The sequence below is a fragment of the Collimonas silvisoli genome (assembly GCF_018305005.1).
Lineage (GTDB): Bacteria > Pseudomonadota > Gammaproteobacteria > Burkholderiales > Burkholderiaceae_D > Collimonas > Collimonas silvisoli.
In genome coordinates this window covers 12,536-35,878 of the sequence record NZ_JAGQEG010000042.1, presented here as the reverse complement: position 1 = coordinate 35,878, position 23,343 = coordinate 12,536, and the positions used below count along the sequence as shown (strand labels likewise).

21 protein-coding genes are annotated in these 23,343 nt (G+C 60.4%); all 21 read left to right on the top strand.

The window, feature by feature from the left end; translation table 11 throughout:
- Window positions 1-18: 18 nt before the first annotated feature.
- The 21 genes from KHU33_RS13165 (at window position 19) to KHU33_RS13065 (ending at window position 23,211) form a co-directional block, all read left to right on the top strand.
- A complete protein-coding gene (locus KHU33_RS13165) occupies window positions 19-531 on the top strand; it encodes a phage tail protein (RefSeq protein ID WP_211463562.1) in 513 nt (170 codons plus the stop codon).
- Window positions 531-1,748: a hypothetical protein gene (locus tag KHU33_RS13160; protein WP_211463561.1), complete on the top strand. Its 1,218-nt coding sequence runs from the start codon at window positions 531-533 to the stop codon at window positions 1,746-1,748. Before KHU33_RS13165 ends, KHU33_RS13160 begins: the two co-directional genes overlap by 1 nt.
- Window positions 1,748-2,392: a CIS tube protein gene (locus KHU33_RS13155; protein ID WP_211463560.1), complete on the top strand. Its 645-nt coding sequence runs from the start codon at window positions 1,748-1,750 to the stop codon at window positions 2,390-2,392. The genes KHU33_RS13160 and KHU33_RS13155 overlap by 1 nt, the downstream gene beginning before the upstream one ends.
- On the top strand, window positions 2,385-3,431 hold the full coding sequence (locus tag KHU33_RS13150; RefSeq protein ID WP_211463558.1) for a phage late control D family protein: 1,047 nt from the start codon (window positions 2,385-2,387) through the stop codon (window positions 3,429-3,431). Before KHU33_RS13155 ends, KHU33_RS13150 begins: the two co-directional genes overlap by 8 nt.
- Complete coding sequence (locus KHU33_RS13145; protein ID WP_211463556.1) at window positions 3,428-4,024, top strand: phage baseplate assembly protein V; 597 nt, start codon at window positions 3,428-3,430, stop codon at window positions 4,022-4,024. The genes KHU33_RS13150 and KHU33_RS13145 overlap by 4 nt, the downstream gene beginning before the upstream one ends.
- Window positions 4,025-4,139: 115 nt before the next feature.
- On the top strand, window positions 4,140-4,553 hold the full coding sequence (locus KHU33_RS13140) for a PAAR domain-containing protein (protein ID WP_211463554.1): 414 nt from the start codon (window positions 4,140-4,142) through the stop codon (window positions 4,551-4,553).
- Between the two features lie 2 nt (window positions 4,554-4,555).
- A complete protein-coding gene (locus KHU33_RS13135; RefSeq protein WP_211463552.1) occupies window positions 4,556-4,945 on the top strand; it encodes a GPW/gp25 family protein in 390 nt (129 codons plus the stop codon).
- Window positions 4,946-4,967: 22 nt separating this feature from the next.
- A complete protein-coding gene (locus tag KHU33_RS13130; RefSeq protein ID WP_211463550.1) occupies window positions 4,968-5,147 on the top strand; it encodes a hypothetical protein in 180 nt (59 codons plus the stop codon).
- A gap of 9 nt (window positions 5,148-5,156) precedes the next feature.
- A complete protein-coding gene (locus tag KHU33_RS13125; protein ID WP_211463548.1) occupies window positions 5,157-8,234 on the top strand; it encodes a baseplate J/gp47 family protein in 3,078 nt (1,025 codons plus the stop codon).
- 4 nt (window positions 8,235-8,238) lie between these two features.
- Window positions 8,239-9,360: a hypothetical protein gene (locus tag KHU33_RS13120; RefSeq protein ID WP_211463546.1), complete on the top strand. Its 1,122-nt coding sequence runs from the start codon at window positions 8,239-8,241 to the stop codon at window positions 9,358-9,360.
- Window positions 9,357-10,358, top strand: coding sequence for a phage tail protein (locus KHU33_RS13115; RefSeq protein ID WP_211463544.1), 1,002 nt, complete (start codon window positions 9,357-9,359; stop codon window positions 10,356-10,358). Before KHU33_RS13120 ends, KHU33_RS13115 begins: the two co-directional genes overlap by 4 nt.
- The gene (locus KHU33_RS13110; RefSeq protein ID WP_211463542.1) at window positions 10,355-11,137 is read left to right on the top strand and encodes a hypothetical protein; all 783 of its coding nucleotides are present in this window, start codon (window positions 10,355-10,357) and stop codon (window positions 11,135-11,137) included. The genes KHU33_RS13115 and KHU33_RS13110 overlap by 4 nt, the downstream gene beginning before the upstream one ends.
- Before the next feature lie 12 nt (window positions 11,138-11,149).
- Window positions 11,150-14,839, top strand: a complete 3,690-nt coding sequence (locus tag KHU33_RS26405; protein WP_230414242.1) for a hypothetical protein — start codon at window positions 11,150-11,152, stop codon at window positions 14,837-14,839.
- A gap of 75 nt (window positions 14,840-14,914) precedes the next feature.
- Complete coding sequence (locus KHU33_RS13100) at window positions 14,915-15,862, top strand: hypothetical protein (protein WP_211463540.1); 948 nt, start codon at window positions 14,915-14,917, stop codon at window positions 15,860-15,862.
- 11 nt (window positions 15,863-15,873) lie between these two features.
- Entirely contained in the window at window positions 15,874-16,506 is a 633-nt protein-coding gene (locus tag KHU33_RS13095; RefSeq protein ID WP_211463588.1) for a hypothetical protein, read from the top strand.
- A gap of 11 nt (window positions 16,507-16,517) precedes the next feature.
- Window positions 16,518-17,267 (top strand): hypothetical protein, encoded by a 750-nt coding sequence (locus KHU33_RS13090; RefSeq protein ID WP_329956051.1) that lies wholly within the window; start codon window positions 16,518-16,520, stop codon window positions 17,265-17,267.
- 19 nt (window positions 17,268-17,286) lie between these two features.
- Entirely contained in the window at window positions 17,287-17,769 is a 483-nt protein-coding gene (locus KHU33_RS13085; RefSeq protein WP_211463536.1) for an aspartyl/asparaginyl beta-hydroxylase domain-containing protein, read from the top strand.
- Window positions 17,770-17,781: 12 nt separating this feature from the next.
- The gene (locus tag KHU33_RS13080) at window positions 17,782-20,016 is read left to right on the top strand and encodes an ATP-binding protein (protein WP_211463534.1); all 2,235 of its coding nucleotides are present in this window, start codon (window positions 17,782-17,784) and stop codon (window positions 20,014-20,016) included.
- A 131-nt stretch (window positions 20,017-20,147) separates the two neighbouring features.
- Window positions 20,148-21,374, top strand: coding sequence for an eCIS core domain-containing protein (locus KHU33_RS13075; protein WP_211463532.1), 1,227 nt, complete (start codon window positions 20,148-20,150; stop codon window positions 21,372-21,374).
- Between the two features lie 13 nt (window positions 21,375-21,387).
- Window positions 21,388-22,038, top strand: a complete 651-nt coding sequence (locus tag KHU33_RS13070) for a DUF4272 domain-containing protein (RefSeq protein WP_211463530.1) — start codon at window positions 21,388-21,390, stop codon at window positions 22,036-22,038.
- 507 nt (window positions 22,039-22,545) lie between these two features.
- Window positions 22,546-23,211 (top strand): energy transducer TonB, encoded by a 666-nt coding sequence (locus tag KHU33_RS13065; RefSeq protein WP_211463528.1) that lies wholly within the window; start codon window positions 22,546-22,548, stop codon window positions 23,209-23,211.
- Window positions 23,212-23,343 lie beyond the last annotated feature (132 nt).

The window sequence follows — 23,343 nt, the reverse complement described above, 5'->3', positions numbered from 1 at the left end:
GCGGCATAGGAGGATACAATGGTAATAGGCGTCAATGCAGGAGTCGGCTTTGCCCAGCGCCAACTGGGACTGCGCATCGATCCGTTCAAGTCCTACAATTTTTTTGTGGAAGTGGAAGGCATCCTGGTCGGCGGCTTTATGTCGGTGGATGGACTGGAATCCAAAACCGAGGTAAAAACCGTGCGCCAGGGCGGCGTCAATGACACCGAGTACAAATTGCCGGGACAAATCACCTACAGCGACCTGGTGTTAAAGGCCGGGATCACCTTCCTCGATCCAATGTGGCTCTGGTATCAATCGACGCTTTCGGGCGCGATCAAGCGTAAGAACGGTTCGATTTTCATTCTGGACGATCAGGGCATTCCCAGCGTCTGGTGGGATTTCTATAATGCGTGGCCGGTGCAGTGGCAAGGGCCGAGCCTGGACGCGAGCCAGAATCTGGTCGCCAGCCAGAGTTTTACGCTGGCTCATGAAGGCATCAAAAAGAGCCTCGGCAGCGCCGCCTATTCCGTCGCCAAGGGATTGCTGTAATGGCGATGGCGCCAGTCAGCGGCAAGGCCATGCAGTTGCTTTGCGCAAGCGGCGCGCAGCGCTTTCACGCCGGGCGCGGCGCACCCGCTTTGCAGTCCGGCATGTCCGGGGCCGGCGCTCATCTTGCGTTTCTGATGCGCGCCAAGGCGCCGCCGACTACCCGCATTTCCTATTACATCCAGCGTGTGCATCTGTTGCAACAGTGGATGCGCGCGATGGCGCGCGATCGCGGCCGCAAGCTGCAGGAATCGTCGTCCGCCATGGCCCGCAGCCCGATGCTGCTGCGTCTGTCGTTACAGGTTACCCCGCAGCAGGTCCGGCTTTTGCATCGGATCGTGCAGGCTGGGCGGCAGCCGTCGCCGGGCGTGCAGGAGCGCATCGAACGCATGTTGCAGATTCTGGCAGGCAAGCGGGATCTGTCGCGTGTGCATGCACGCAGTGCGCAGACGTTTTGGCGGCGGAGCAGGTCGGCAGCGGCATGCATCCAGGTTAAATCGGACGGCGAAACGCCAGGTCCAGGGTGGCCGAATGCGGGAACCGGTGCGCGACAAAACGGTTCGATGCGGCCGCGGCATGCGCAGCGATTTATTCATGCGGTGCAGCTACAGCCGCAGTTACCGGCATTTCAGAATGTGAAGTCACGGTCCGTCATAGGAAAAAACATGGCATTTCTAACGAGAATGTCAGTGCTTCAATCCCGGCAGTTTCCGGTCCGGCGGCAATCCCTGGCAGGCGAGCGGGCTTTCCGAGTCACCGCTGCGACGATTGCGCGGCGGGATGCAGATGCCGGAATCACCGCGCCGCGGGCAGCCGGCTCGCCAGGCTTGCAGCGGATCGCTGCGCGGCTGGAGGAGATCGCTGCCGCCGCGGCCGGCCATGCCGCAGCGTCGCCCGCAGTTGCGCCGACGGTGTTGGCGCACTATCACGCACCGCATCCGGCCACGCGCATCCTGCGCGAAGCCGGACGCGCGGCCGGGACCGATCTTCAAAATCGGATTGACACCCGGATTCAGACGCAGGTGCAAAGCCTGGAACGGAAAGTGCAAACCAGGGTGCTGCACGAGATCGTGCATAGCAGCCACACCCAGGAGCAGTTGCGCCGCGTGATGACGGACTCGCTGTTGTCGCCGCAAATGCTGCATGCGCTGGCCGATCGCATTTATGTCGCGGTAGAGCGGCACAGCGCCACTGAACGTTATCGACGAGGAGCAGACTGATGCTGGAGATGGCAAAAATCGTTGTGCAGCAAACGCGCGAAGAAATTCCCGTGATGTACAACCCGATCGAACTGTCGCTGAACAAAACCGTCATGGTGCAGGGAGAGGGTTCCAACATCCAGTTTCAGCGGGTCAATAACGACGATCTGACGGTATCGCTTTTCTTTGACACCTACGAAAGCCAGATTGACGTGCGCAGCAAGACCAACAAGATCGCCGCGCTGACCGTGCCTAGCGTCGGCACCAATGTGCGCAAGGAACCGCCGGTAGTGGTCTTCACCTGGGCCGGGCCGCTGTATACCGGCATCATCGTCAAGCTCGACCAGAAGTTCACGATGTTTCTCAGCTCCGGCATTCCGGTGCGGGCCGAGCTGTCGGTGACGTTCAAATCGGTGTTGACCGAGGAAGAGGATCTGCAATCGCGCGGCTATTTCAACTGCCGCCAGTTGTGGCAGGTAAAGCAAAGCGACCGCTTGTACCTGATTGCGCAGGATGCGCTGGGCGATCCCAATCAATGGCGTCTGATCGCCGAATACAACGACATCTACGACCCGCTCAATTTTCCGCAGCGCAAAGACATCGGCCGCACGCTGGTGATTCCCGATGTGCACGCCGACGGCGCGAAAGGATTGGTCAATGCTTAACGTCCAGACCGGCGCCTTCAGGATACTGAAAAACAGGTCGGCGCTGCCGATCTCGGTGGTGGCGGCGATCCATAACGTGCGGGTTCAGGATGAGATCAACGTCCCGGCCATGTTCAGCTTCAGCCTGAATATGATGTCGTCCAGCGGCGGCTGGCAGGACGTCGATCTGGATGTGTTCAAACCGGGCGACGAGATCACCATTTTTCTCGGGCTGGACAGCCTGGAGCAATTGATCAGCGGCGATATCACGGCGATCGAACCGAACTTCAGCACCACTTCATCGTCGGCCACGATCCGCGGTTTCGACCGCATGTACCGGCTCAAGTTCGGCACCCGCATCAAGACCTATGAAATGCTCAACGATAATGAAATCGTCACCGACGTTGCGAAAGCGTCCGGCCTGTCGGTCAAGCTGGCCGGCAGTCCGAGCACGATCAATAAATACGTGCTGCAAAACAATACGTCCAATTACAAATTCCTGATGGGCCGTTGCAAGCAACTCGATTACGAACTGCTGATGGCCGACACGACGCTGGTGTTCCGCCCCTCGGCCGAGGGCAACAGCCCGGTCAAGACCCTGCAATTTCCGCGCGATGTGAACGACGTGAACCTGAACTTGAAATTGCCGACCATGGGCGAGACGGTGACGGCGGTCGGTTACGACGTCGAAACCAATCAGATCATCAAGGCCGTGGCTTCTTCCGGCACGCCGCAGGACAAGATGGGGGGAACTGAAACCGGCTATCAGGCGGCGGACGATTTTCCCAGTTCCGGCATTACGCTGGAGTGTCCCAACATCAGTGATCCGAGCGCGTTGCAAGCCGTGGCGGACGCCCAGTTCCAGAGCAATCTGAAGGACTTTATCGAAGGCGGCGCCAGCCTGGTCGGCGACAGCCAACTGGTGGCCGGCGTCAACGTCAGGCTCACCGGCTTGAGCCAGCGATTCGACGGGACGTATTACGTGACCTCCAGCACCCACAGCTATGACGACAGCAGCGGCTATAAAACCGATATCAAGATAAGAAGGACGGGCATATGAGCGAACTCTCCCACGGCGTGACGATTGGCACGGTCAGCGATACCAAGGACGAGAAAGGACTGGGGCGCATCCGCGTCACATTTTCTTTGAGCGGGCAGAAAATCGACTCGGATTGGGTGCAGATCGTGAGTTTTTTTGCCGGCCAGAACTACGGCGCATTTTTCCTGCCCCAGGTCGGCGATTCGGCGCTGCTGGCGTTTGCCGACGGCGACCCCAGCAAGCCCTACGTGCTGGGTTTCTTGTGGAACGGCGTGCAAAAGCCGCCGGTCGAGAGCGCCAGGCAGCAGGACGTGCGGATCATCAAGACCAAGCTCGGCAAGACCATCATGCTGGACGACTCCAGCCAGGGAAAGATCACCATCGTCGACAACAAGAACAACCAGATCGAAATCGACACCGCCAATAACAAAATCAGCATCAGCAGCCAGGGCGACCTCAACATCAGCGCCAAGGGCAAGCTGACCATCAGCGGCGCGCAGGTTGTGGTGCAGAACACCACCGGCAGCGTCAAGGCGGAACTATCCGCCGACGGGATGCAGTTGAGCGGGGCGCGGAGCATGAAATTGCAGGCGGCGATGATTGATATCAACTGATTGAACTGATTGCGGGACAGAGTTTAAGAACCACCGTAGCGTGGCGCGTTACTCGGTCCTCAACTGATCGGAAATAACGTTTGAACCACAACGAAACGCGATCGAAGGAAGAAACATGGGAATGGCCGCAGCAAAAACGGGCGACAGCATTGTCAACGCCGCCGATATCCATATCGTGCTGGTGCCGAGTCCGGGCGGCCCGGTGCCGACCCCGCAACCGTTCCCGTTCAACGGCAAGATCAGCATGAACACCAGCCTCAACGTGCGCATCAACGCCAGACCGGCCGCGACCGTCGGCTCGATGGCGAACAATATCCCGCCGCACATTCCGACCACCGGCACGTTTCAGATACCGCCGACCAATCTGGGGCGCGTGATGTTAGGCAGTCCGACGGTGCGGATCAACGGCAAGGGCGCGGCGCGCGCCGGCGATATCTGCGAAACCTGCCACGATATCCCGCCCGCCGGACCGCAGGGGCCGCCGCCGACGGTGCAGGTACTGGGCATGCCCACCGTGAGGATCGGCTAGCCATGGTCAACAATCCCGACTTTCTCGGTCAGGGCTGGGCGTTCCCGGTGCATACCAGCGGCGGACGGGTGGTGTTTGCCGCCGATGCGGAGGATATTGCGCAGGCGATCCTGATCATCCTGCAAACCGCGCCCGGCGAGCGCGTGATGCTGCCGGGCTTCGGCTGCCGCATCAACGAACTGGTGTTTGCCGAAGGCAATGCGACCGCCACCAGCCTGGCGCAGCTCTATGTCAAGCAGGCGCTCGACCGCTGGGAGCCGCGCATACAGGTGACGTCGGTGACGGCGATCGTGACGCCGCAGGAGCCGAATTATTTGCAGATCTCGCTTGAATACGTGATCCGCGCCCGCAATCAGCCGGCCAATCTGGTTTACCCGTTTTTTCTTAAATGACTTCTTATAGGACTTACGCAGCATGGACATGCAAGTGATCGCCAATCGCATTCAGGAATTGAAAAACAATCTCAGCGCCGGACAGGAACAATTACGCGTGCTGGAAGAAAAGAAGCGGGATTTGCAGGCCACTCTGATGCGCATCAGCGGCGCGATCCAGGTTCTGGAAGAGCTGCAGGCCGAACAGGAAAACGCTTCGTAGCCGCGACCGATGACCAATCCGACACTTGATTTCCGCAGCGCCGAGCAATTTTATTTGCAGGCGCTGGCGCTGGCCAACGTTTACGCGCCGGAATGGGCGGACTATTGGCCGACCGCCGTCCCCGGTGCGCAAGATGTCGATCAGGACCCGGGCCTGGTGCTGCTCAATCTGTTTGCGCAACTGGCCGACTACACGGCGAAAATAGAAAACCAGATGCCGGAACAGCGCCGGTTGGGTTTTTTCAAATTCATGAACATGCAACTGCGCCCGCCGCTGCCGGCGCAGGCTCCGCTGCATTTTTCGCTGAAATCCGGCCAGCCGCCGCAACTGCTGCCGGCGCAGACGCCGGTGCTGGATGCGGCGCAGCAGCAAATCCGCTTTCAGACCAACCAGGACTTGTTGGTGCTGCCGGCCGTGATGAGCGCGGCCATGACTATCATTCCGGCGCAGGATCAGTTCATCGATGCGATGCCGGTCCTGCTGGGCGATCAGGCGAGCCAGAGCGGGACGCCGATTTTCGTTGCCGACCAGGCCATCGACCCGGCCGAGCAAGCGCTTCCCCACTGGTTCATGATGGGCGACCCCGAGCTATTCAAGCCCGACGATGCGCTGCAAAGCATCACCGTCACATTGACCGGCAAGCAGTTGTATCCGGAATATTTCGACCAATGGTTCGACGGCGCGCTGACGCCGCTGACGGCGCAGTTGATCGAATCGTCCGATAACCGGGCGCTCGATATCGTGCTGACCAGGACGCCGACGGCGCAGGCGCTGACCATTTCGCAAGTGCAGCAGGAACTCTACGATCAGGACGATCCCGACGCCGGTTTCGATGCCGCGCCCGATGCCCGGCAGGACCAGACGCCGGAATACTGGTTGCTGGTCAAGCCGGGGCCCCAAGTCAAGGTGCTGGCCTCGCTGGCGCAGCAATTGCCGGTGATTACCGGTCTGTCCTGCAGCTTCAAGGGCCATAAAATCCAGCCGCAGCAGGCAGCCTATAACGTCGTGTTGCTCGACATTACCAACAGCGCCTATCCGTTTAGCGAGACGCCGCAAAAGAACGACGCCTTTTACCTGCGCTCGGACAGCGTGTTTGCTAAAACCGGGGCCATTGTTACGCTGTTCTTTGCGCTCACCGCGGTCAAGCGCACTTTCCCGGCCAAACTGAACTGGCAATTCTGGGACGGCAAGCAGTGGCAATCCTTCAATCAAACCTCGACCGATGTCAGCACCTACCAGTTCGTCGATACCACCAGCAACCTGCAGTACGACAATCCGGACGGCGCTACCTACATCCAGTTTCAATGTCCGGCCATGGGTAAGAATACGGTGGCAGGCAGCGAAGGGCTGTGGATACGGTCGGTGATCGCCGAGGGCGGTTACGGGCAGGAGGGCGGATTTGCCACCACCAGCGTCAACGCCACCATCGACGCCGTTCCAGACAGCATTCTGAATACAGAGCAAAAGCAGAACGTCAGCAACTACCTCAACAATGTGGCCGGCGTTAATTTTTCCTACACGTTCACGCATACCGATTATTACCCGCCTTATATTCAATCGCTACAGATTACCTATACCTATTCGGCCAAGCCGGCCAGTTTCTGGAGCTATAACGCGTTTTATCTGAGCCGCTTCCTGTTCAGCCCGTTCAAGCCGGTGGATGAAAAGCTGACCGGTTTCTATTTCGCGTTTGCGCCGGAGGAGTTCGGCGGCATGAGCGTCGGCAACAAGCTCGCGCTGTACTTTTACCTGCAACAGGAGCAGGCCGCGCCGGGCAGCAAATTGCGCTGGGAATACAACGATGGCCAGCAGTGGCAGGCGCTGGCGGTGGACGATGCGACCTACGGCCTGTCCCGGTCCGGTGTGGTCGGCTTCACGATCCCGGCCGCGATGCGGGAGGCGTATCTGTTTTCGCAAACGGCGTATTGGTTTCGCGTCATCAATCCGCACGTCGGCCGCACCATCCGGGTCTATGGGATTTACCCGAACACGGTGATGGCCAGCAATATCACCAGCGTGTCCGACGAGGTGCTGGGGACGAGCAACGAGCAGCAATTCCAGACCTTCGTCCTGAATTACAAGCCGGTGCTGGCCAACCTGGCGCTGGTTGTGATCGAGTCGCTCGGGCTGGAAGCGGCGTCCGGCGCCGACGCTGGCGCCAGCGTCGATCTGAGCCAGATCAGCGTGGCCGCGGACGAGGTGGCGCGGCAATGGCAAATGGTGGATACCTTCGCCTTTTGCGGCCCGACCGACCGCGTCTACACGCTGGATTACCAGAACGGCCTCATCACCTTCGGCGACGGCTACAACGGCATGATCCCGCCGGCCGGCCACAACAACATCATTGCCGCCTACTACGAATACACGCAAGGGCTGAAGGGCAATGTCGATGCCGGGGCGATCAACTTGCTGCGACCGGGGATTGCCAACATCACCGGCGTCGGCAATCCCGCCCCGGCCGCCGGCGGCGTCGGCGGCGATACCGTGGTCGAGGTCGGCGCCACCAGTCCGGCCCTGATCCGCGCCGGCGGCTGGGCGGTGCAGATGCAGGACATTTCCGCGCTGGCCGCCGCCGCAAGCCAGCAAGTGGCGCAGGCGCGGGCGGTCGAGGCCGCCGATGACAGCGCCGGCCACAAGATACGCATCGCCTTACTGGCGTTGAGCGCCGATCCGGTGCCCTATACCAGTCCGGCGGTATTGAACCAGGTGGCCGACTACGTCAAGCAATATTGCCTGGCGGCGCTGGCCGATCGCATCGGCACCGAGCCGCCGGACTTCGTTCCGGTTGCGGTGACGGCGCAATTGATGGTGGACGTTGCGCCCGATCAGATCAACGCGCTGCAGCAAGCCATCGCCGACCGGCTCCAGGCGTTTTTCCAGCCCGTGTTCGGTGGCCTCGATCACCGGGGCTGGATCTTCGGCCAGACCGTGCAGGCGTCGACCGTCAGCGTCTTCCTGCGCCAGATGCCGGAGGTGAAAGCGGTGCTCGGCCTGAGTCTGAACGGCCGCCAAAACGGCAATATCGTGCTGTTGCCGACCCAGTTGCCGGTGGCCGGCGACATGCTGGTTTATCTTTCGCTGAGTTAGCCAGATGTCATTTGACATACCCAACCTCGACAGAAAAAGCTACCCGCAACTGGTCGCCGAGCTGATCCGCCGCATCCCGCAATACACCACGCAATGGACCGATTACAACGATTCCGACCCCGGCATCACCTTATTGCAGCTGCTGGCCTGGCTGGACGACTCGCTGCTGTATCAGGCCAATGCGATTCCGATTCAGAACGATCAAAACTATCTGCGCTGGGTGCTGGGACTGGCTTTCAGCAGCAACGAGACGTCGTACAGCAAGGTCGCCGTCACCGATAACGATTTCGATTTCCTCGCCCTGCAGCAAGTGCTGACGCAGATGGAGCAGGGCGCGGCGCTGAGCCGGGAGACTTTGCAACAGGATGTGTTGGCCTATGTCCAGCAGCCCTATATGGCGCTGACCTTATCGAATGTCGATACGCTGGCGATGCAGACCAATCTGGTGATCGCCCAGCAGCAGAAAAAAAAGCCGGCCGATCCGCCGTCGCCGCTGGTGCGGCAGGCCTATGCGCAAAGTGCCGGAGAGGGCTGCATCGCCTACGTCCTGAGCGATGCCAAATGGCGCTACCAATACCCGTATTATCCGAACCAGCAACAATACAAGGGCTCGAGCACCACCTTGCGCAAGCTGTTGATGATTCAGCCGCAAGACGATGCAAAGGCGGAAAAGACCCTGCTCGATCAGGTGACGACCTACCTCAAGCCGAGGGTCATCGCCGGCAATCAGGTGTGGGTGCGTGCGGCGCAACTGACCGACATCAATCTGGCGCTCACGGTTCGCTGTGCCGCCAATACCCGCGTTGATGTCACGCTGACCTTGCTGTTCGCCACACTGTTTCGCTATTTTCTGCCGTGCGAAGGAGGAACCGACGGCCAAGGCTGGGCTTACGGGGAGGCGCCGGTCGCCGACGAGATCCGCCATCTGGTCTTCAGCGTGCCGGGCATCGACGCGATCGACAGCTTCGACTTCAATTTCATTCCGACCATGGAACTGGATACGATGGCAACGCTCGACGTCAACGCCCAGTTGGCCGATCTGCCGCCGGGCGAGCCGGCCATGTTCTATCGCGGGCTGCCGCGTCTGCGCTGCCTCGACGTCATCGCAAGGAGTAGTCAGGCATGAGCGAATCGACCAGCTACCTGCGCTATCTGCCGGCGGTCTATAGCACGCAAGATCCAGGGTTTCTCGCGCAATACCTGAAAATTTTCCAGAAAATCCTGACCGGCATCAAAGACCAGGAATTGGATGGGCGCAAGGGCATCCAGGAGTTGCTGGCCGCCGAAGTCATCGGCAATTTGTTCTATCCGCGCCTGAGCTTTTTATTTCCGCCCAACGACACCGGGTTCATTCCGCCGATTTCCGGCGCGAAGAAGGACCAGGAAACGGCCATCCTGACCGACCTCGACACCTATATCGGCGTGCCCGACCAGGGCGATCCGCTGGCCGCGTACGTGACCGCTTCGGTCTCCGGTTCCGCCGCGCAGGCGGTGACCCGTACCGACCCGCTGGGTCCGATCGAAGCCTGGCTCAACGATTTCCTGATCTGGCTCGGCGGATGGGTCGGCCTGGTGGTCGACAACGCCTGGAGCATTGACAAGAAGCGCACCGTGATGGCCGAGATCATGGCGCTGTACCGGATGCGCGGCACGGTGCAGGGCTTGAAATTTCTGGTCGATTTGCTGCTGGACCTGCCGTTGACGATCAACGGCGTGAAATACGACGACAACGGCGATCCGCAGCCGGCCCAAGGCACGCTTGCCGTCACGCTCGCCAATCCGGTCGTTCCCGGGATCATCCTCAGCGACACGGTCGCCACCGCCTTCATTTTGCCGGACCGGTACCGGCCGGGCGCGCCGGTGGTTGCCGGCTATCTGCCCTGGCTGTTCGATGTGCAAATGGTCCTGCCGAACGCCAAGGATCCGACATTCATCCTGACGGCCGACAACGTGCAGGAGATCCAGGCCCTATATCTTCAGTTGACGCAACTGCTATCCGGCATCAAGCCGGCCGCCAGCAGGTTCGTCATCGCGATCGTACCCAGCATGCAATTGCAGGACCCGGCCCATGCGACTGCGCTGGGCGTTAATACCTTACTTGGCGAACAGGAAACAACGCAATGAGCAATGAAATTTCATCCGATGTCGCGCAACATCTGAACTATCAGACCGGCATGTTTCTGACGTCGGACTATATGACGCTGGAACAGAACTATTTCAGTAACTGGTTCTGGCTGCAAAATCAGTATTTATTCACCCCGGGAGTCCTCAACGGCATGCTCGTGACGCAGCAGGACAATGCGCTGTCGGTCAGCCAAGGGGTGGCGTTCGACGCAGCCGGCAATTTCCTGATCTTGCCCGGCGGCAGCGGCAATCCGGTGACGGTTCCTGCTGCGCCAACCAATCCCTTCCTGGTGTACGCGTTCTATCCCGACACCAGCAAAGCCACCACGCCGGTAGTGAATGCCGCGGCGCAGGTCGCAGCCGCAGCCAGCGTGCCGGACAACGGCGTCGTCCTGGCAACGGTGACGCTCGATGCCAATAACGTCATCCAGAAGGTGACCGATAGCCGGGTTCCCGTTACCAGCCGCCTGCCCGCGGTGCTGCCCCCGACCGATACGGGGTTGCAGAAAATGCACGCCTTGCAGGGCAGCGTGTCGGTCTCGACCGCCAACTTGCAAACGGCGGGGGCAAGCGTTTCCGTGACGGTGAGTTACCTGGCGTCGAAAGAGGCTGCTTTCAGCAAGACGCCGACGGTCATGGTGTCTGTCACCGGCGGCACACCCTATGCCACGGCAGTCGCTGCGGAGCTGGCGCAATGCGTCATCACGCTGACGTCGGTGCAAACCGCCGCGCCGAAAGCATCAACCGTCGATCTGTCCTGGATCGCCATCGAAAATTGATTTCAAAAAAATATGCGTAATTTAAAAGTCGAACGTCCGAATTATTTCACCGGTGAAGCGCTGCTGACCGACGATTTCCGTTGCGAGCAGCAATATCAAATGGATATGCTGGCGGCCAACAATACCGGCTTATACATCTATGGCATTGCGCAGGGGCTGGAAGTGTCGATGCCGACCGCTTCCGACGGCGGCGCGGCGACGCAACTGGAAGTGGCGCGCGGCATGGCGATCGATGCGCTGGGCCGGCAAATCATTTTGCTGCAACCGGCGGTCGTCCCGCTCAAGGACCTGGATCCGGGCGCCACCTATTTCGTCACCATCAATTACCACGAGGTCTTTGCCGACTATAGCGATGTCACCGGCACCGCCGGTTACAAGCGCATCGTGCAGCAACCGGAAATCAAGGCGCTGCGCAATCTCGACCAGCCCGGTCTGTATATCGTGCTGGCGGTGATTTCGTTGACGACGCAGGGCGGCGTCAACAGCCTGACCTACAAATCGGGGCGCAATGAGCGACGTTATGTCGGCTCCAGCGTGGGGTCGGTCAATTTTGTCACCGAAGGCTCGGGCGTCAATCCGAACCTGCCGGCTTCGCCGCCCGACTTTCGCGGCGCGAAACTGTTTACCGATTACGCCAGCATCAGCGCCAAACGGGAAGGCATGACGGGCAGCAATGGCAACAACAGCGCCGACTACTATCTGGAATTCGACGCGCCGCGCGGGCAGTTCATGGGATTGCTGACGACGCGCAGCAACTTCGGCGTCGGCACCGATCATCCGATCGCCAACTTGCAGATCGATGCGGTGACGTTCAAAGGCAAGGGCACGATTTCGTGGAAGAACCAGTTGGTGACGTTTACGGATGGACCGTCGCCGTTCCTGCAAGTCGGCGACATTCTGATTTCCGATCCATCGGTCGGCCAGGGGGCGGCGCAGCGGCGCATCGTCACCTCGATCGTGCAGCTCGGCACGCAGGTCATGGTGGATGCGGCGTTTTCGCCGGTGGTCAGCACCTCCGGCTCCGGCTATACGTATATCCGTTCGACGCTGGCGCGGTTTTCGGTGACCAGCGATACCAGTTTGTTGCAGGTCAACGTCGACGGTTCGATCGGATTGGGGAAGCAGGCGTCGGTCAGCGGCGGCACCGGCAGCGCCGGGCCGAATGCATTGACGATCACCGCCGACCGTAGGGTCGGAATCGGGTTGACCTCCGGCACGCCGCAGGCGGCGCTGGACGTCAACGGCCAGATTCTTGCCACCAGCCTGATCTCGAGCGGGGCGATCAAGGCCCAGAGTTTCGAGGGCAACGGCTCCAAGCTGGAAGGCATGGCGATGTTAAGCTACTGGACCAAGGAAACGCCCGGTGCAGCGGCCAGCAAGCTGTACTACAACAGCGGCAACGTCGGCATCCTCGATACCAATCCGATCGCATCGCTGAGCGTCGGCGGCGGGCACGCATTCATTGGCCACGGTGTGATTTCGTCGGTGAGCAACAATATCGTTGTCGGCAACCAGACCACGTTCCAGGATCAGATCATGGCGGGCGATCGGATTGCGATCGGCACCTTGATCGAGCAGCGCGCCACCGTGGCCGTCAAGCCGACCAGCAATACCGAACTGACGTTGCAAACCCAGTTCGAAGTGCCGGTGATTCAATCGCCGTATAGCTATGTGCCGCAGGGCGGCAGCGAGACCACCGGAGGCGGGACTGTCACCAGCAACGGCACCGCGATCACCGGCGTCGGCACCACGTTCACCGATCTTAACGCAGGCGACATCTTGTGTATTCCGCGCTTTATCCCGACCGTCAATGCGGAGCAGGGCCGGACCGTCACCGCAGTCGCCAGCGACACCGCCCTGACCCTGGCCAGCGCCTATGCCGGCACCGTGGCCGCTCTGTCGTATAGCGTCCAGGCGCCTGGCGGGACCAAGACTGCCGGCGCCGGGACGCTCACCAGCGATGGAACGGCGGTAACCGGTAGCGGAACCGCGTTTCTGAGTACGGTGAAAGCGGGCGATATCCTGTTTACCAATCCGGTCAACGCCAATTCCGGTCTGCCGCAAAAATGGACGGTCAAGTCGATCGAGAGCCAGACACAGTTGACCCTGCAGCCGCCTGGAAACGGTAAAACGCTCGATTTTGCGGCGGCGACTTCCGTCTACATGGTGACCACCGGGCTCCTGGGGCAGTTCAAGGCCAACGACAACAACGCCATCGTGGCACCGGACGTCGAGGCCGCCCAGGCGCCGGCGATGCTGATTGTGACTAATAGCGGTATCGCCAACCCGAACACGGTGGCGATCAACGTCGATCGGGCCGATGTGGATCACGACTGCGCCTTGCAGGTCGTGGGCGACCTCAAGGTCAGCGACGGCGGCGTGGACTTCGAGGATGTGACCGCCGATACGGTGTGGGCGCAACGGTCCCTCACGGTCGGCGGCACCGCGCTGGCGGCCGGCGGCGCGGTAATGACGGTAGCGCCGCCGGCCAGCGCCAATCCCCTGCTGGTGGTGACGCCGACCAATGTCCTGCTCGGCCAGGCCAGCAGCACGGCCGATGCGATGCTGGCGGTGGCGGGCAATATCCAGGCCAGCGCCAATATCACGGCTGCGGGCAATGTGCAGGGGACAAACCTGGTGGGCGATCTGCTGGGCGCGCGCACCGTCTATACGCAAAGCAATTTACCCATCAGCGTAGTGGCGGCGTCAGACGGTCTGGTCATGGCGATCGTCGGGCAACCGGGCGCTAAGTGTTTCGGTGTGCTGAGCGGCTTGACCGAAAACGCTTCCGGTGTACCGACCAGTTCAATGTTCGCCATTGCAACTATCGCATCGTTCGTAACCGGAAGCGGGAAAAGCTCGGGCAGCACTGATATTCCTATTCCCGGATCGTTCACGATGCCGGTGCGCAATGGAGAAACCTGGACGCTGAGCCTGACAACTGCAACCGATTTCCTGCCTGCGGCGCCGGTCTCGTTCTGGTGGGTGCCGCTTGGCGCATCGACGCAGTCGTCAACCCTTTTCTCGTCGCCTTCTCCACCGCCTCCGCAAGCCATGGCAACAGACGCCGCGATACCGGTCGCGTCGGACGAGCGCGTCGGGGAAGGCATGGAACCGGCAGACGCCGCTTCTTTGCCCGCCAATCCGGCCAGCGTCATGATGGACGCGCTCGCGAGAGTCCAGGAGCAGATTCGCGCCGGCGGCATGAGTTACCGTTCTGCGCAGGTTACGCAACAAACGATTAATGAGCGGGTCAGCGACCTGGCGCAGATTTTCGGCAACGCCACCGATATGAGCGCGGACGAGAACGACCGCGCGCAATTTATCCGGGATCTGCAAAAAATCGTCTGTTCGCCTGCCGCTCCCGGACAACCGGCAGACAAGCAAGTCAGCGAACAAGATGTCCAGGACCTGATCGCCACCTTCGGCAAGGTCAGCGGCCACGACTTTACGCAGGAGCAGCGCGCCCTGCTGACTGCCGGGGTACAGGCGCTGATGCAGATCAACGACAGCGCAGCCAGCCGCAACGATCTGAATCTGATCAAGAAAAACATCGGCCTGTTCATCGATAACGTGCAGCAGGTCCTGGGCAAGCAGTTCAGCAGCGGCGATCAGCGCTTGCTGACGCGGGCGCTGGTGCGTCTGGTCGGCGACGGCAGGCAGAACGCCGGCGCGGTTGATGCGGCGAACGATGTTATGTAGGACCTGGCCACAACAGCGGCCAGGCGTGATAGCGATGACGTATTTTTCGATGATGCAACTCACCAAGGAGTAGACATGACGAACACCATTTCCAACGATTTCGGTCCGCGCACGGCCTATACCCAAGCAGACATGAGCGACGGCGCGTTTGCGCAGGTTGCGCAGAGCGACGGTTTTGTGATGGTCAATGTGGGCCAGGCGACCGTCGCTTCGGCCTATCTCGGCATTCTTGAGGGCAGCACCGTTGACGGCGGCGGCAACGTCACCAGCTATATTTATACGACCGGCTCCACGCAGCAATGCACCACGTCGAGCGGGAAGAAGGGTACGCAGACCTATTACATTCCGCTTCCCGGCACATTTACCATGCCGGTGCGCGCCGGCGAAACCTGGAAACTGCAACTGACCACCGATACCGCCGTGGCGCCGGCGCCCGAGGTTGCGTTTTTTTGGCTGCCCGACGACGGCCGGACCGAGATTCGCCCTGCGGTCTATCCCAAGGCCGGCGGCATGCGCGCCGCGATGCAGACGCTGCGCGAGGATATCCAGTCGGGACGCCTGCAAAGCGGCCTGCTGGCCTCGGCCCAGCAGGCGATCGACGAGCGGGTCAACGATTTTTCGCAGATTTTCGGCGACGCCACCAAAATGAGCCAAAGCGAGCAGGATCGCCAACGCTTTGTCGCGGCTCTGCAAAAGATCGTCTGTTCGGCGACGCCCGCCGGTAAAACGCCCGATAACCGGGTCGACGACAGCGATATCGCGGGTTTGATTGCGACGATGGGGCAAGTGACCGGCCGCTCCTTTAGCGACGCCCAAAAAGGAATGTTGGAAGCCGGTGTCCGGGCGCTGGTGCAAATCAACGACAACGACGCCAATCGGAACAATCTGGTCATAATCAATAACAATATCGGCCTGTTTCTCGACAATGTGCAGCAGGCGTTGAACGTCGAGTTCGGCGCCAATGAGCGTCGGCTGCTGACGCGTGCCGTGGTGCGCCTGGTGGGAGACGGGACGCAGGGCTGACGCCGGTGAAGATGTTCTCCTTGCTGGACGAAGCCGATTGCGAAGATTGGGTACTGCGGGTGCTGCTGCTGAAGCGGCACTGGCGGCAGCGTCATGCCGAAGTGCCCTTCTTTTCCCTCGGCATGGCGGCTTACCTCGATTGCGTGGCGGGGCGGGCCGGCGCCGCCTACCGGGACGCGCCGCAACGGCAGCAAAGCAACCAGCTGCTGGAGACGCATTTCGGCCCCTTGTTGCAGCAGGTGACGGCGTTGCTGCAGACGCATTTCCAGTTGCCCGCACGGCTGGCGCGCGAGGCGGCTTTTCCCGGTTTTCATATCCACCTGCCGCATCCGGCCTTCGCCGATCCGGTCGCCAGCGTGCATCGGGATCTGCAATACCGGGATGTTTTCCCAAAGCGCGAGATCGCGGCCGAAGATGTCTTTACGTTTACCCTGCCATTGAGCACGCCGCCCGGCAGCGGCCTCAATCTCTGGCGCCAGGAGCGGGACCCGCCGGAGTTCATCCCTTATCGCAGCGGCCGGCTGGTCTTGCATAGCGGCCTGACGACGCATCAGGCGGTATTGCGCTGCAACGGCGATCTGGAGCGTATTACCTTGCAAGGTCACGCTGTCCGGCTGGACGGCGAACTACTTCTGTATTGGTAGCGGAAATGAATGTGTCTCGCGTACAGGAATTTCACGATCCGGTCTTGTCGCCGGCGCAGTGCGACGACATCGTGCAGCGCCTGCTCGATGTCGAGGCGTTCTGGCTGCCGCGCCATCGGGATTTTCCGTTTTATACGCTGGGGGCGACCAACTATTACGACATCGTCGCCAACCCGGCGCGACCGTACCGGCGGCTGGCGCGCCAATACAATCCGTTTTTGCTGGAGAATTTTGCCGAAGTGTATGACGCGCTGCTGACCGCACTGCGCGGACATCTGCGGCAAACGGTCGGATTTTATCCGGGCGCGGCGCTGCCCGGCTTTCATATCTTTGCAGCGCATCCAGCTTTCGAGGCGTCGGACCGGCATGACCTCACGCATGAAGAATGGTTTCGGCGCCGGGACGCCGACGGCTTTCCCGGCAATCCGATTCATGTCGATACGGCGCATCTGGCGATCGGCTTGCCGGCCGCGCCGACGATCTCCTTCACGCTGGCGATAGCGATGCCGCAAGGCGGAGCCGGCATGAAAATATGGCCGCTGACGGCTGAGCACATGCAGCGGATCGACGAAGGCGGGAAACTGCAGTTGCTGCGGCGCACGGCCAGCCGGTGCGTCGCTTATCGGACTGGCGGACTATTCGTCCATTCAGGGGATTTCTTCCATCAGGCGCGCGGCCTGCCTTTTCATGAGCAGCAGTACCGCATCACCCTGCAAGGCCATGGCGCTTGGCTGGATGGGCAATGGCAATTATTCTGGTGAATGCATAGGAGACACCGCGATGTTTTTCCCCCGCGCCAACTTCAGTTTTACCCAAGACCTTGAGCGGCACTGGCAAGTCGTTCTGGACGAATGTCTTTCCCTGCCGGGAGCGGAGTTCGATGCATGGCCGGAAAAAAGTATTTATAACCGCGGCTGGGATGTCTACGGACTAGTATTGATGCGGCAGCGGATCATGGAGAACTGCATCTTCTGTCCGCGGACGGTGGCGCTGCTGCAAGCCGTTCCCGGGCTGGTGACCGCCGGTTTTTCGCGGCTGGCGCCGGGCACCGAGATTACGCCGCATGTCGGCTACACCGATCAGGTCCTGCGCCTGCATCTGGCCTTGCGCAGCTCGGCGCAATGCGGCATCAGGGTGGGCGCCGAAGTGCGGCACTGGATACCGGGGGAATGCCTGATTTTCGACGATACGGTCGAACATGAGGCGTGGAACCGGGGGCATGCGGATCGTCTGGTGCTACTGGTCGATTTTGCGAAACCATAAGGATTTTCAGCCATGGACAGTCCTAACGCCGCCTATTCCGACAATTCTGCCTTCTTGCAGGACCTGCGTGCGCTCGGCGAAAGCATGATCGAACGCGCACTGCTGGCGCGCCAGCCGGGCGCCGATTCCGCCGCCGATGGCGACGACAAGCTCGATAGCCTGTACCGGCAAGCCAGCGGCAGCCAGCCGTCGCCGTCGCAACTTCAGCAGCAAATCGCCCAACTGGACGCGGCCCAGGAGGTCCAGTGGCAGGCAATGCAGACGCGCATCGCCGCCACCGTGGAGGCGCAGGTTTTTATTCCGTGGATCCATCTGGCGGCGCTATTCAAATTAAGCCGGCAAGACCAGGCGTGCATGTTGTTCGGCTTGCTGGCTGAAATCGAACCGCGTTACGGCGCCATCCTGCGCGCCCTCGGCGGGGCAGCCGCCGGGGCCTCCGATCCGCAGGGAAACTGGGTCGACCTGAGCGGTCTGGCGGCGGCTCTGGGCGGCTCGGTCGCCGCCCGCTTGACGCTGCAGCAATGCCTGATGGCCGACGCCACCCTGCGTTACTGGGAGTTGATCGAGCTGGCGCCGAACACCCGGCTTGCAGGGCTGGAAGGCTCGATTCAGTTAAGCCCGGCGATTGCCGTCTATCTGCTGGCAAAAGCGGCGCCGCAATTGCGTCTGGCGCAGCCGCTGGAGCCGGTCGACAGCACGCTGGCCATGGCCGATCATCTGGTGGACGAACAGGTTCTGCAGCAGTTGTCGCGCTTCATCGACCAATGCGGCCTGGAAAGCGGCAACGCCGGCGCCAAGGCGTCGGGCTATGTATTGCAATTGCAGGGTCCGGACCTGGCGCTGGAACGCAGCCTGTGCGCCGCCGCGTTCGAGCAAATGCAGATGCGCTGCGTGGCGCTGGACGGCAGGGAAATCTGGCAAGCCTATCTTTCCAGCCATAAAAATCGCGCGACCCTGCTGCTGCGTCTGCGCCTGCTGTGCCGCGACGCCTTGTTGTGCAACCGGGTATGCGTGCTACTGCATTGCCAGTGGCTCGGCGCGCAGGACGCCGCCGACGATCTGCTGGAAGATGTGTTCCATACCCTGCTCGAAAGCCAGCGCTACCTGGCGGTACTGAACGGCCCGGCGCGGCGCCTGTCCGATCTGGCGTACCGCTACACCCGACACGACGTGGCGTCGGTCCTGATCAAAATTAGCGTGCCCGACAGCCGGTTGCGGATGCGGATCTGGCAACGTCACGGCGCCGCCTGCGGCATCGTCCTGACGGCGGCGATGCTGGACAAGCTGGTCAACAACTACCTGTTTACCGAAGAACAGATCGTGATGGCGATCAAGGATGCCGCCGGTCGGAAAATCCTCAATCCGGACCAGGCGAGCGCCGACGCGTTGCTGTTCGACGCCTGCCGCGAGCAGAGCAACCGGGAGCAGATGATGGTCGCGCGGGAAGTCAAAACTCCGCATCGGTTTTCCGATATCGTGCTGCCCGACGAGACGCGGCAATGGCTGCAGGAGGTGTTGCAATACGCCCAGCAACGGCATCAGGTGATCGAGAACTGGGGTTTCGACACAAAAAACCAGAACAGCAAAAACCTGTGCATCCTGTTCTACGGACCGTCCGGCACCGGCAAGACCATGGCGGCGTCGATCATCGCCAATGAACTCAATCTCGGCCTGTACAAGATCGATCTGGCCAATATCGTCAGCAAATACATCGGCGAAACCGAGAAGCATCTGGCGCAGCTATTCGACCAGGCCGAAGCGATGAACATCGTGCTGTTTTTCGACGAAGCCGAAAGCCTGTTCTCCAAGCGCACCGAAACCAAGGACGCGCACGACCGCTACGCCAACCTGCAAACCGGCTACCTGTTACAGCGGATCGAAACCTATCCCGGCATCGTCATTCTCTCGACCAATCTGTTGGCCAACATGGACAAGGCGTTCACGCGCCGCTTCAAGTTCATGATCGAATACCCGTTTCCGGGCGGCGAGCAGCGCCTGCAGCTTTGGCGCAATGCGTTCCCGGCGGCGACGCCGCTGGCCGACGACGTCGATTTTGCGCTACTGGCAAAGAGCGCGGCGCTCAGCGGCGGCAGCATCAACAACATTGCCGTCGGCGCCGCGTTCCTGGCGGCGGCGGAACAGCAGGCGGTGGCGCAGCGCCACGTACTGAAAGCGACCGAGCGCGAATACAACAAGCTGGGCAAGGTGTTTAGCGCGGGGGATTTTCGCTGGGATGATGATGAATAACAGCTTGGCGGACTTAGGGATCAAGGCGGCAATACTGGGTTTGTTGCAAGCGGGAAAAAAGTCATATAATTTCCCATGGGAAATTATATATCGCGTGTTTTTCAGGACGTTATGACAATACGGATCTGCAAATGGCCACTGAACCGCCGCTCCCCAACCCGCGAAGCTGCCACCTGACAGACCATGCCGCCAGCGCGGGCGGCGCGCCGGAGGTCGTGCAGCAGCGCAGCGGCCACCATGTCACCGCGATGGCGGCTTATCGTTATGCACCTAGCCCGCTGGCGAGTCCAATCCAGCGATCGGCGGCGGACGGCAACAACAGAACTGGTCTGCCGGATGGCCTGAAAGCCGGGATCGAAGGTCTTTCCGGGCTGTCGATGGATCAGGTCAAGGTCCACTACAACTCTGCCGAGCCCGCCCGTTTGCAGGCGCTGGCGTATGCGCAGGGCGCCGATATCCATCTCGCGCCGGGGCAGGAACGGCATCTGCCGCACGAGGCCTGGCACGTGGTGCAGCAACGGCAGGGCAGGGTGCAGCCGACGCTGGCGGCGCAGGGGGTGGCGATCAACGATGACCGCGGCCTGGAGCGAGAAGCCGACGTCATGGGAGGCAAGGCGGCGCAACTGGCGCCGGCTGCGGCCGACGTCATCGGCTATCGCGACCGGACCGCCGTGCAGATGCAGCCTGTCGTGCAACGAGTCATGATCGGCAGCAAAGACATTAAGGCGGATAAGGCCGGCAACAATGAAAAGATCTTCAGCGATGCGCTCGACGCGCTTATCGAAGCGCAGGAAGGAAATCTGCTCGACCCGGATAGCTGGATAAGCAAGGTCAACGCGATTAATCTCCAGCTTCAGGCGCACGGCATGACGCCGACGGTCAAAGCCGAGATCGAGGATTTCTATGAGCAAGTCGCAGAACTGAACTTCAAGGTCAACCCCGTGCTTGAAGAAGCATGGCGGCGCTGCCTTAACGCCAGTTCGAACAAGACCAATTACACCTCGGTCGGCGGCAAATTCAAGGATAAGATGGAGGGACTGCTGCACGAAATCGCCGTCGATTTCCCGTCCCTGGCAGCGAAAACCAAAAAAGTGCCGACCTTCAAGGTCAACAAGGAGCACATGGTTAACAAGGGCAAGAAGTTCGGAGGCGCGCAGACTGCGTACGAAAACCTGATGTTCGCGGCGGCGCCGCCTACCGGCGCCAAGGAAACCTTGTCGGCACTCCACAAAGAATTGCATGCGATGAAGCCAGGAACCGGGTATATCAATTACAACGCCATGGACACGGATATCCAGGACATCATAGAAGATGCGCAGACGAGTTACAGCAGCACGGCGATGGGTACTTTCAAATAACTAGACATTCATCATGAACAACATCGAAGCAGCCGCAGCAGCAAGAAAAACCCGATCGGAAGCACACCTGGCGCACGCGAAGCTGCCCATCGATCCCACCCTGCCGCCCTTGTCGCCGGAGCTGTCGGCATTGGCCCGCACGCCCGAAGAAATTGCCGCACGCGCGATTTGCCTGTGCATTTGCGCCGCCCGGGCCGAAGGTCTGGAACAGCAGGTTGCGGTTTCCCTGACTCACGATCTGGGCGTGGCCCAGCATTTGCGGCCGCGGGAGTCGGATTTTCTCAACGCGCAGGCCGATCCCGGCATCGAAGGACGTTTGTTTCAATGGGGGTATGAAGCTTGCTGGGTGCTGCTATGGGTACTCGGACGGATAGAGCGCCTCGACGATCCGGTGGCGATGTGCGATCCGCAGCGGGTCGCCGCAATCATTACCACAGCAAAGTCAATCGAACGTCTGATCGGCACATGCCGCAGCGACGGCGACATTCTCGATGCCGCCGATCTCACCTGGCGATTTCTCGGCATCTGTCGGCAAGCCGTCCCGTCGTACCAAAACGCGCCGGGCGGCGTGATTTGCCAGGTCGTGGCGCAGCGCCAATATGCGTTTCAATGGCTGCTCGATCCGGCGCGCCAGCCCTGGGAAGATATCGTTGTGGATATTTGATCCATTGCGGCGAAGCGATAGCTAAAAGTGGAAGCAGAAGGAAGACGGCAGCGCTCACACGCTCGTGATCACGGACTCGGTGCGCCAGTTGACGCCGCTGGCGCGGCCAGCGCAAGCTGCTCAGCCGGCAGCTGTCGACCGTGACCTACGACTACAAATCTCCCTGCCACAATAACGCCACCAATACCTACACGCTGGAAGACCACGGCGCCGTGCCGAACCAGCTGGAAGTCTACGAATACACAGGGAACGCCAAGCCTATAACTGCGCCGTGGGGTAGAATTCCTGAGTCGGGCTTGATGCTGGGTGCTTTGAGATCGGTGAGAATTGCCATAATTTTTATTGTTGATGTGGGTTTATTGGTATGCCATTGTTGTTTGGTTTTAGACAGGTTGTTTTGGACTCGGTTGGAGATACGGTGCCTTATTTACCTTGCGTTCCATAGGTAAGTTGGATTGCCGTGGATTTTGTCGGACTTTATATTGGCGGGCAGACAGGAGTCCTTAAATGGATTTCACACTGGATGGCGGCAGGCCTACCAGGAAACTGGTTGGCGTCGGCGCGGTAATTTTTTTGCATATGCTGGTCGTGTATGCACTGGTGACCGGCTTGGCCCGTAAAGTCGTCGATGTCATCCAGGAACCTGTGATCGCCAAGATCATCACCGAAATCAAGCCGCCGCCACCGCCGCCAGCGCTAGAAAAACCGGCGCCGCCAACACCGAAAACAGTCGCGCCGCCACCGCCCTACGTACCGCCGCCAGAGGTCAAGGTACAGCCGCAGCCGCAGGAAAACACGATTGCCGCCGTAAGCAATGTCAAGCCACCGACCAATGATCTGCCTACCTCCGTAGCGCAACCGTCTCCTGCTGCCGTAACGCAAGCAGCTGCTCCGCCGGCGCACACCAGTGCGAGGGTAAGCGGGAATTGCGAAAAGCCGGAATACCCGAGAAACTCTTTACGCAATGAGGAACAGGGCACGGTGGACGTCAAGCTGATCATTGGCGTCAACGGTAACGTGGTGGACGCCGTGATTGAAAAGAGCAGCGGCTTCAAAGACCTGGATAGAGCGACGCTGAAAGCCTGGAGTCTCTGCCACTTTACTCCCGCCATGGCAGATGGTCAGCCGGTGCAGTCTGCGACACGAATGCAGTATGTCTGGAAATTGGAGTGAATAAGTCTGGAGTGAGTGAGTCGGCTAGTCCTTGGTTCGACTCCAAGTCGGGGAGCCAGAATACATAAGGGTCAGCTGCATGCTGGCCCTTTTCTGTTTACGCCCTTGTCCCGTTTTTGTCCCATTGCCAGG

Excerpts from the sequence above, each read along its gene's own strand:
- KHU33_RS26405 (WP_230414242.1), top strand. The coding sequence starts at position 11,150 with ATGCGTAATTTAAAAGTCGAACGTCCGAATTATTTCACCGGTGAAGCG.
- KHU33_RS13130 (WP_211463550.1), top strand. The coding sequence starts at position 4,968 with ATGGACATGCAAGTGATCGCCAATCGCATTCAGGAATTGAAAAACAAT.
- KHU33_RS13110 (WP_211463542.1), top strand. The coding sequence starts at position 10,355 with ATGAGCAATGAAATTTCATCCGATGTCGCGCAACATCTGAACTATCAG.
- KHU33_RS13075 (WP_211463532.1), top strand. The coding sequence starts at position 20,148 with ATGGCCACTGAACCGCCGCTCCCCAACCCGCGAAGCTGCCACCTGACA.
- KHU33_RS13140 (WP_211463554.1), top strand. The coding sequence starts at position 4,140 with ATGGGAATGGCCGCAGCAAAAACGGGCGACAGCATTGTCAACGCCGCC.
- KHU33_RS13115 (WP_211463544.1), top strand. The coding sequence starts at position 9,357 with ATGAGCGAATCGACCAGCTACCTGCGCTATCTGCCGGCGGTCTATAGC.
- KHU33_RS13080 (WP_211463534.1), top strand. The coding sequence starts at position 17,782 with ATGGACAGTCCTAACGCCGCCTATTCCGACAATTCTGCCTTCTTGCAG.
- KHU33_RS13135 (WP_211463552.1), top strand. The coding sequence starts at position 4,556 with ATGGTCAACAATCCCGACTTTCTCGGTCAGGGCTGGGCGTTCCCGGTG.
- KHU33_RS13085 (WP_211463536.1), top strand. The coding sequence starts at position 17,287 with ATGTTTTTCCCCCGCGCCAACTTCAGTTTTACCCAAGACCTTGAGCGG.
- KHU33_RS13100 (WP_211463540.1), top strand. The coding sequence starts at position 14,915 with ATGACGAACACCATTTCCAACGATTTCGGTCCGCGCACGGCCTATACC.
- KHU33_RS13155 (WP_211463560.1), top strand. The coding sequence starts at position 1,748 with ATGCTGGAGATGGCAAAAATCGTTGTGCAGCAAACGCGCGAAGAAATT.
- KHU33_RS13160 (WP_211463561.1), top strand. The coding sequence starts at position 531 with ATGGCGATGGCGCCAGTCAGCGGCAAGGCCATGCAGTTGCTTTGCGCA.
- KHU33_RS13165 (WP_211463562.1), top strand. The coding sequence starts at position 19 with ATGGTAATAGGCGTCAATGCAGGAGTCGGCTTTGCCCAGCGCCAACTG.
- KHU33_RS13125 (WP_211463548.1), top strand. The coding sequence starts at position 5,157 with ATGACCAATCCGACACTTGATTTCCGCAGCGCCGAGCAATTTTATTTG.
- KHU33_RS13150 (WP_211463558.1), top strand. The coding sequence starts at position 2,385 with ATGCTTAACGTCCAGACCGGCGCCTTCAGGATACTGAAAAACAGGTCG.
- KHU33_RS13145 (WP_211463556.1), top strand. The coding sequence starts at position 3,428 with ATGAGCGAACTCTCCCACGGCGTGACGATTGGCACGGTCAGCGATACC.
- KHU33_RS13095 (WP_211463588.1), top strand. The coding sequence starts at position 15,874 with ATGTTCTCCTTGCTGGACGAAGCCGATTGCGAAGATTGGGTACTGCGG.
- KHU33_RS13070 (WP_211463530.1), top strand. The coding sequence starts at position 21,388 with ATGAACAACATCGAAGCAGCCGCAGCAGCAAGAAAAACCCGATCGGAA.
- KHU33_RS13065 (WP_211463528.1), top strand. The coding sequence starts at position 22,546 with ATGGATTTCACACTGGATGGCGGCAGGCCTACCAGGAAACTGGTTGGC.
- KHU33_RS13120 (WP_211463546.1), top strand. The coding sequence starts at position 8,239 with ATGTCATTTGACATACCCAACCTCGACAGAAAAAGCTACCCGCAACTG.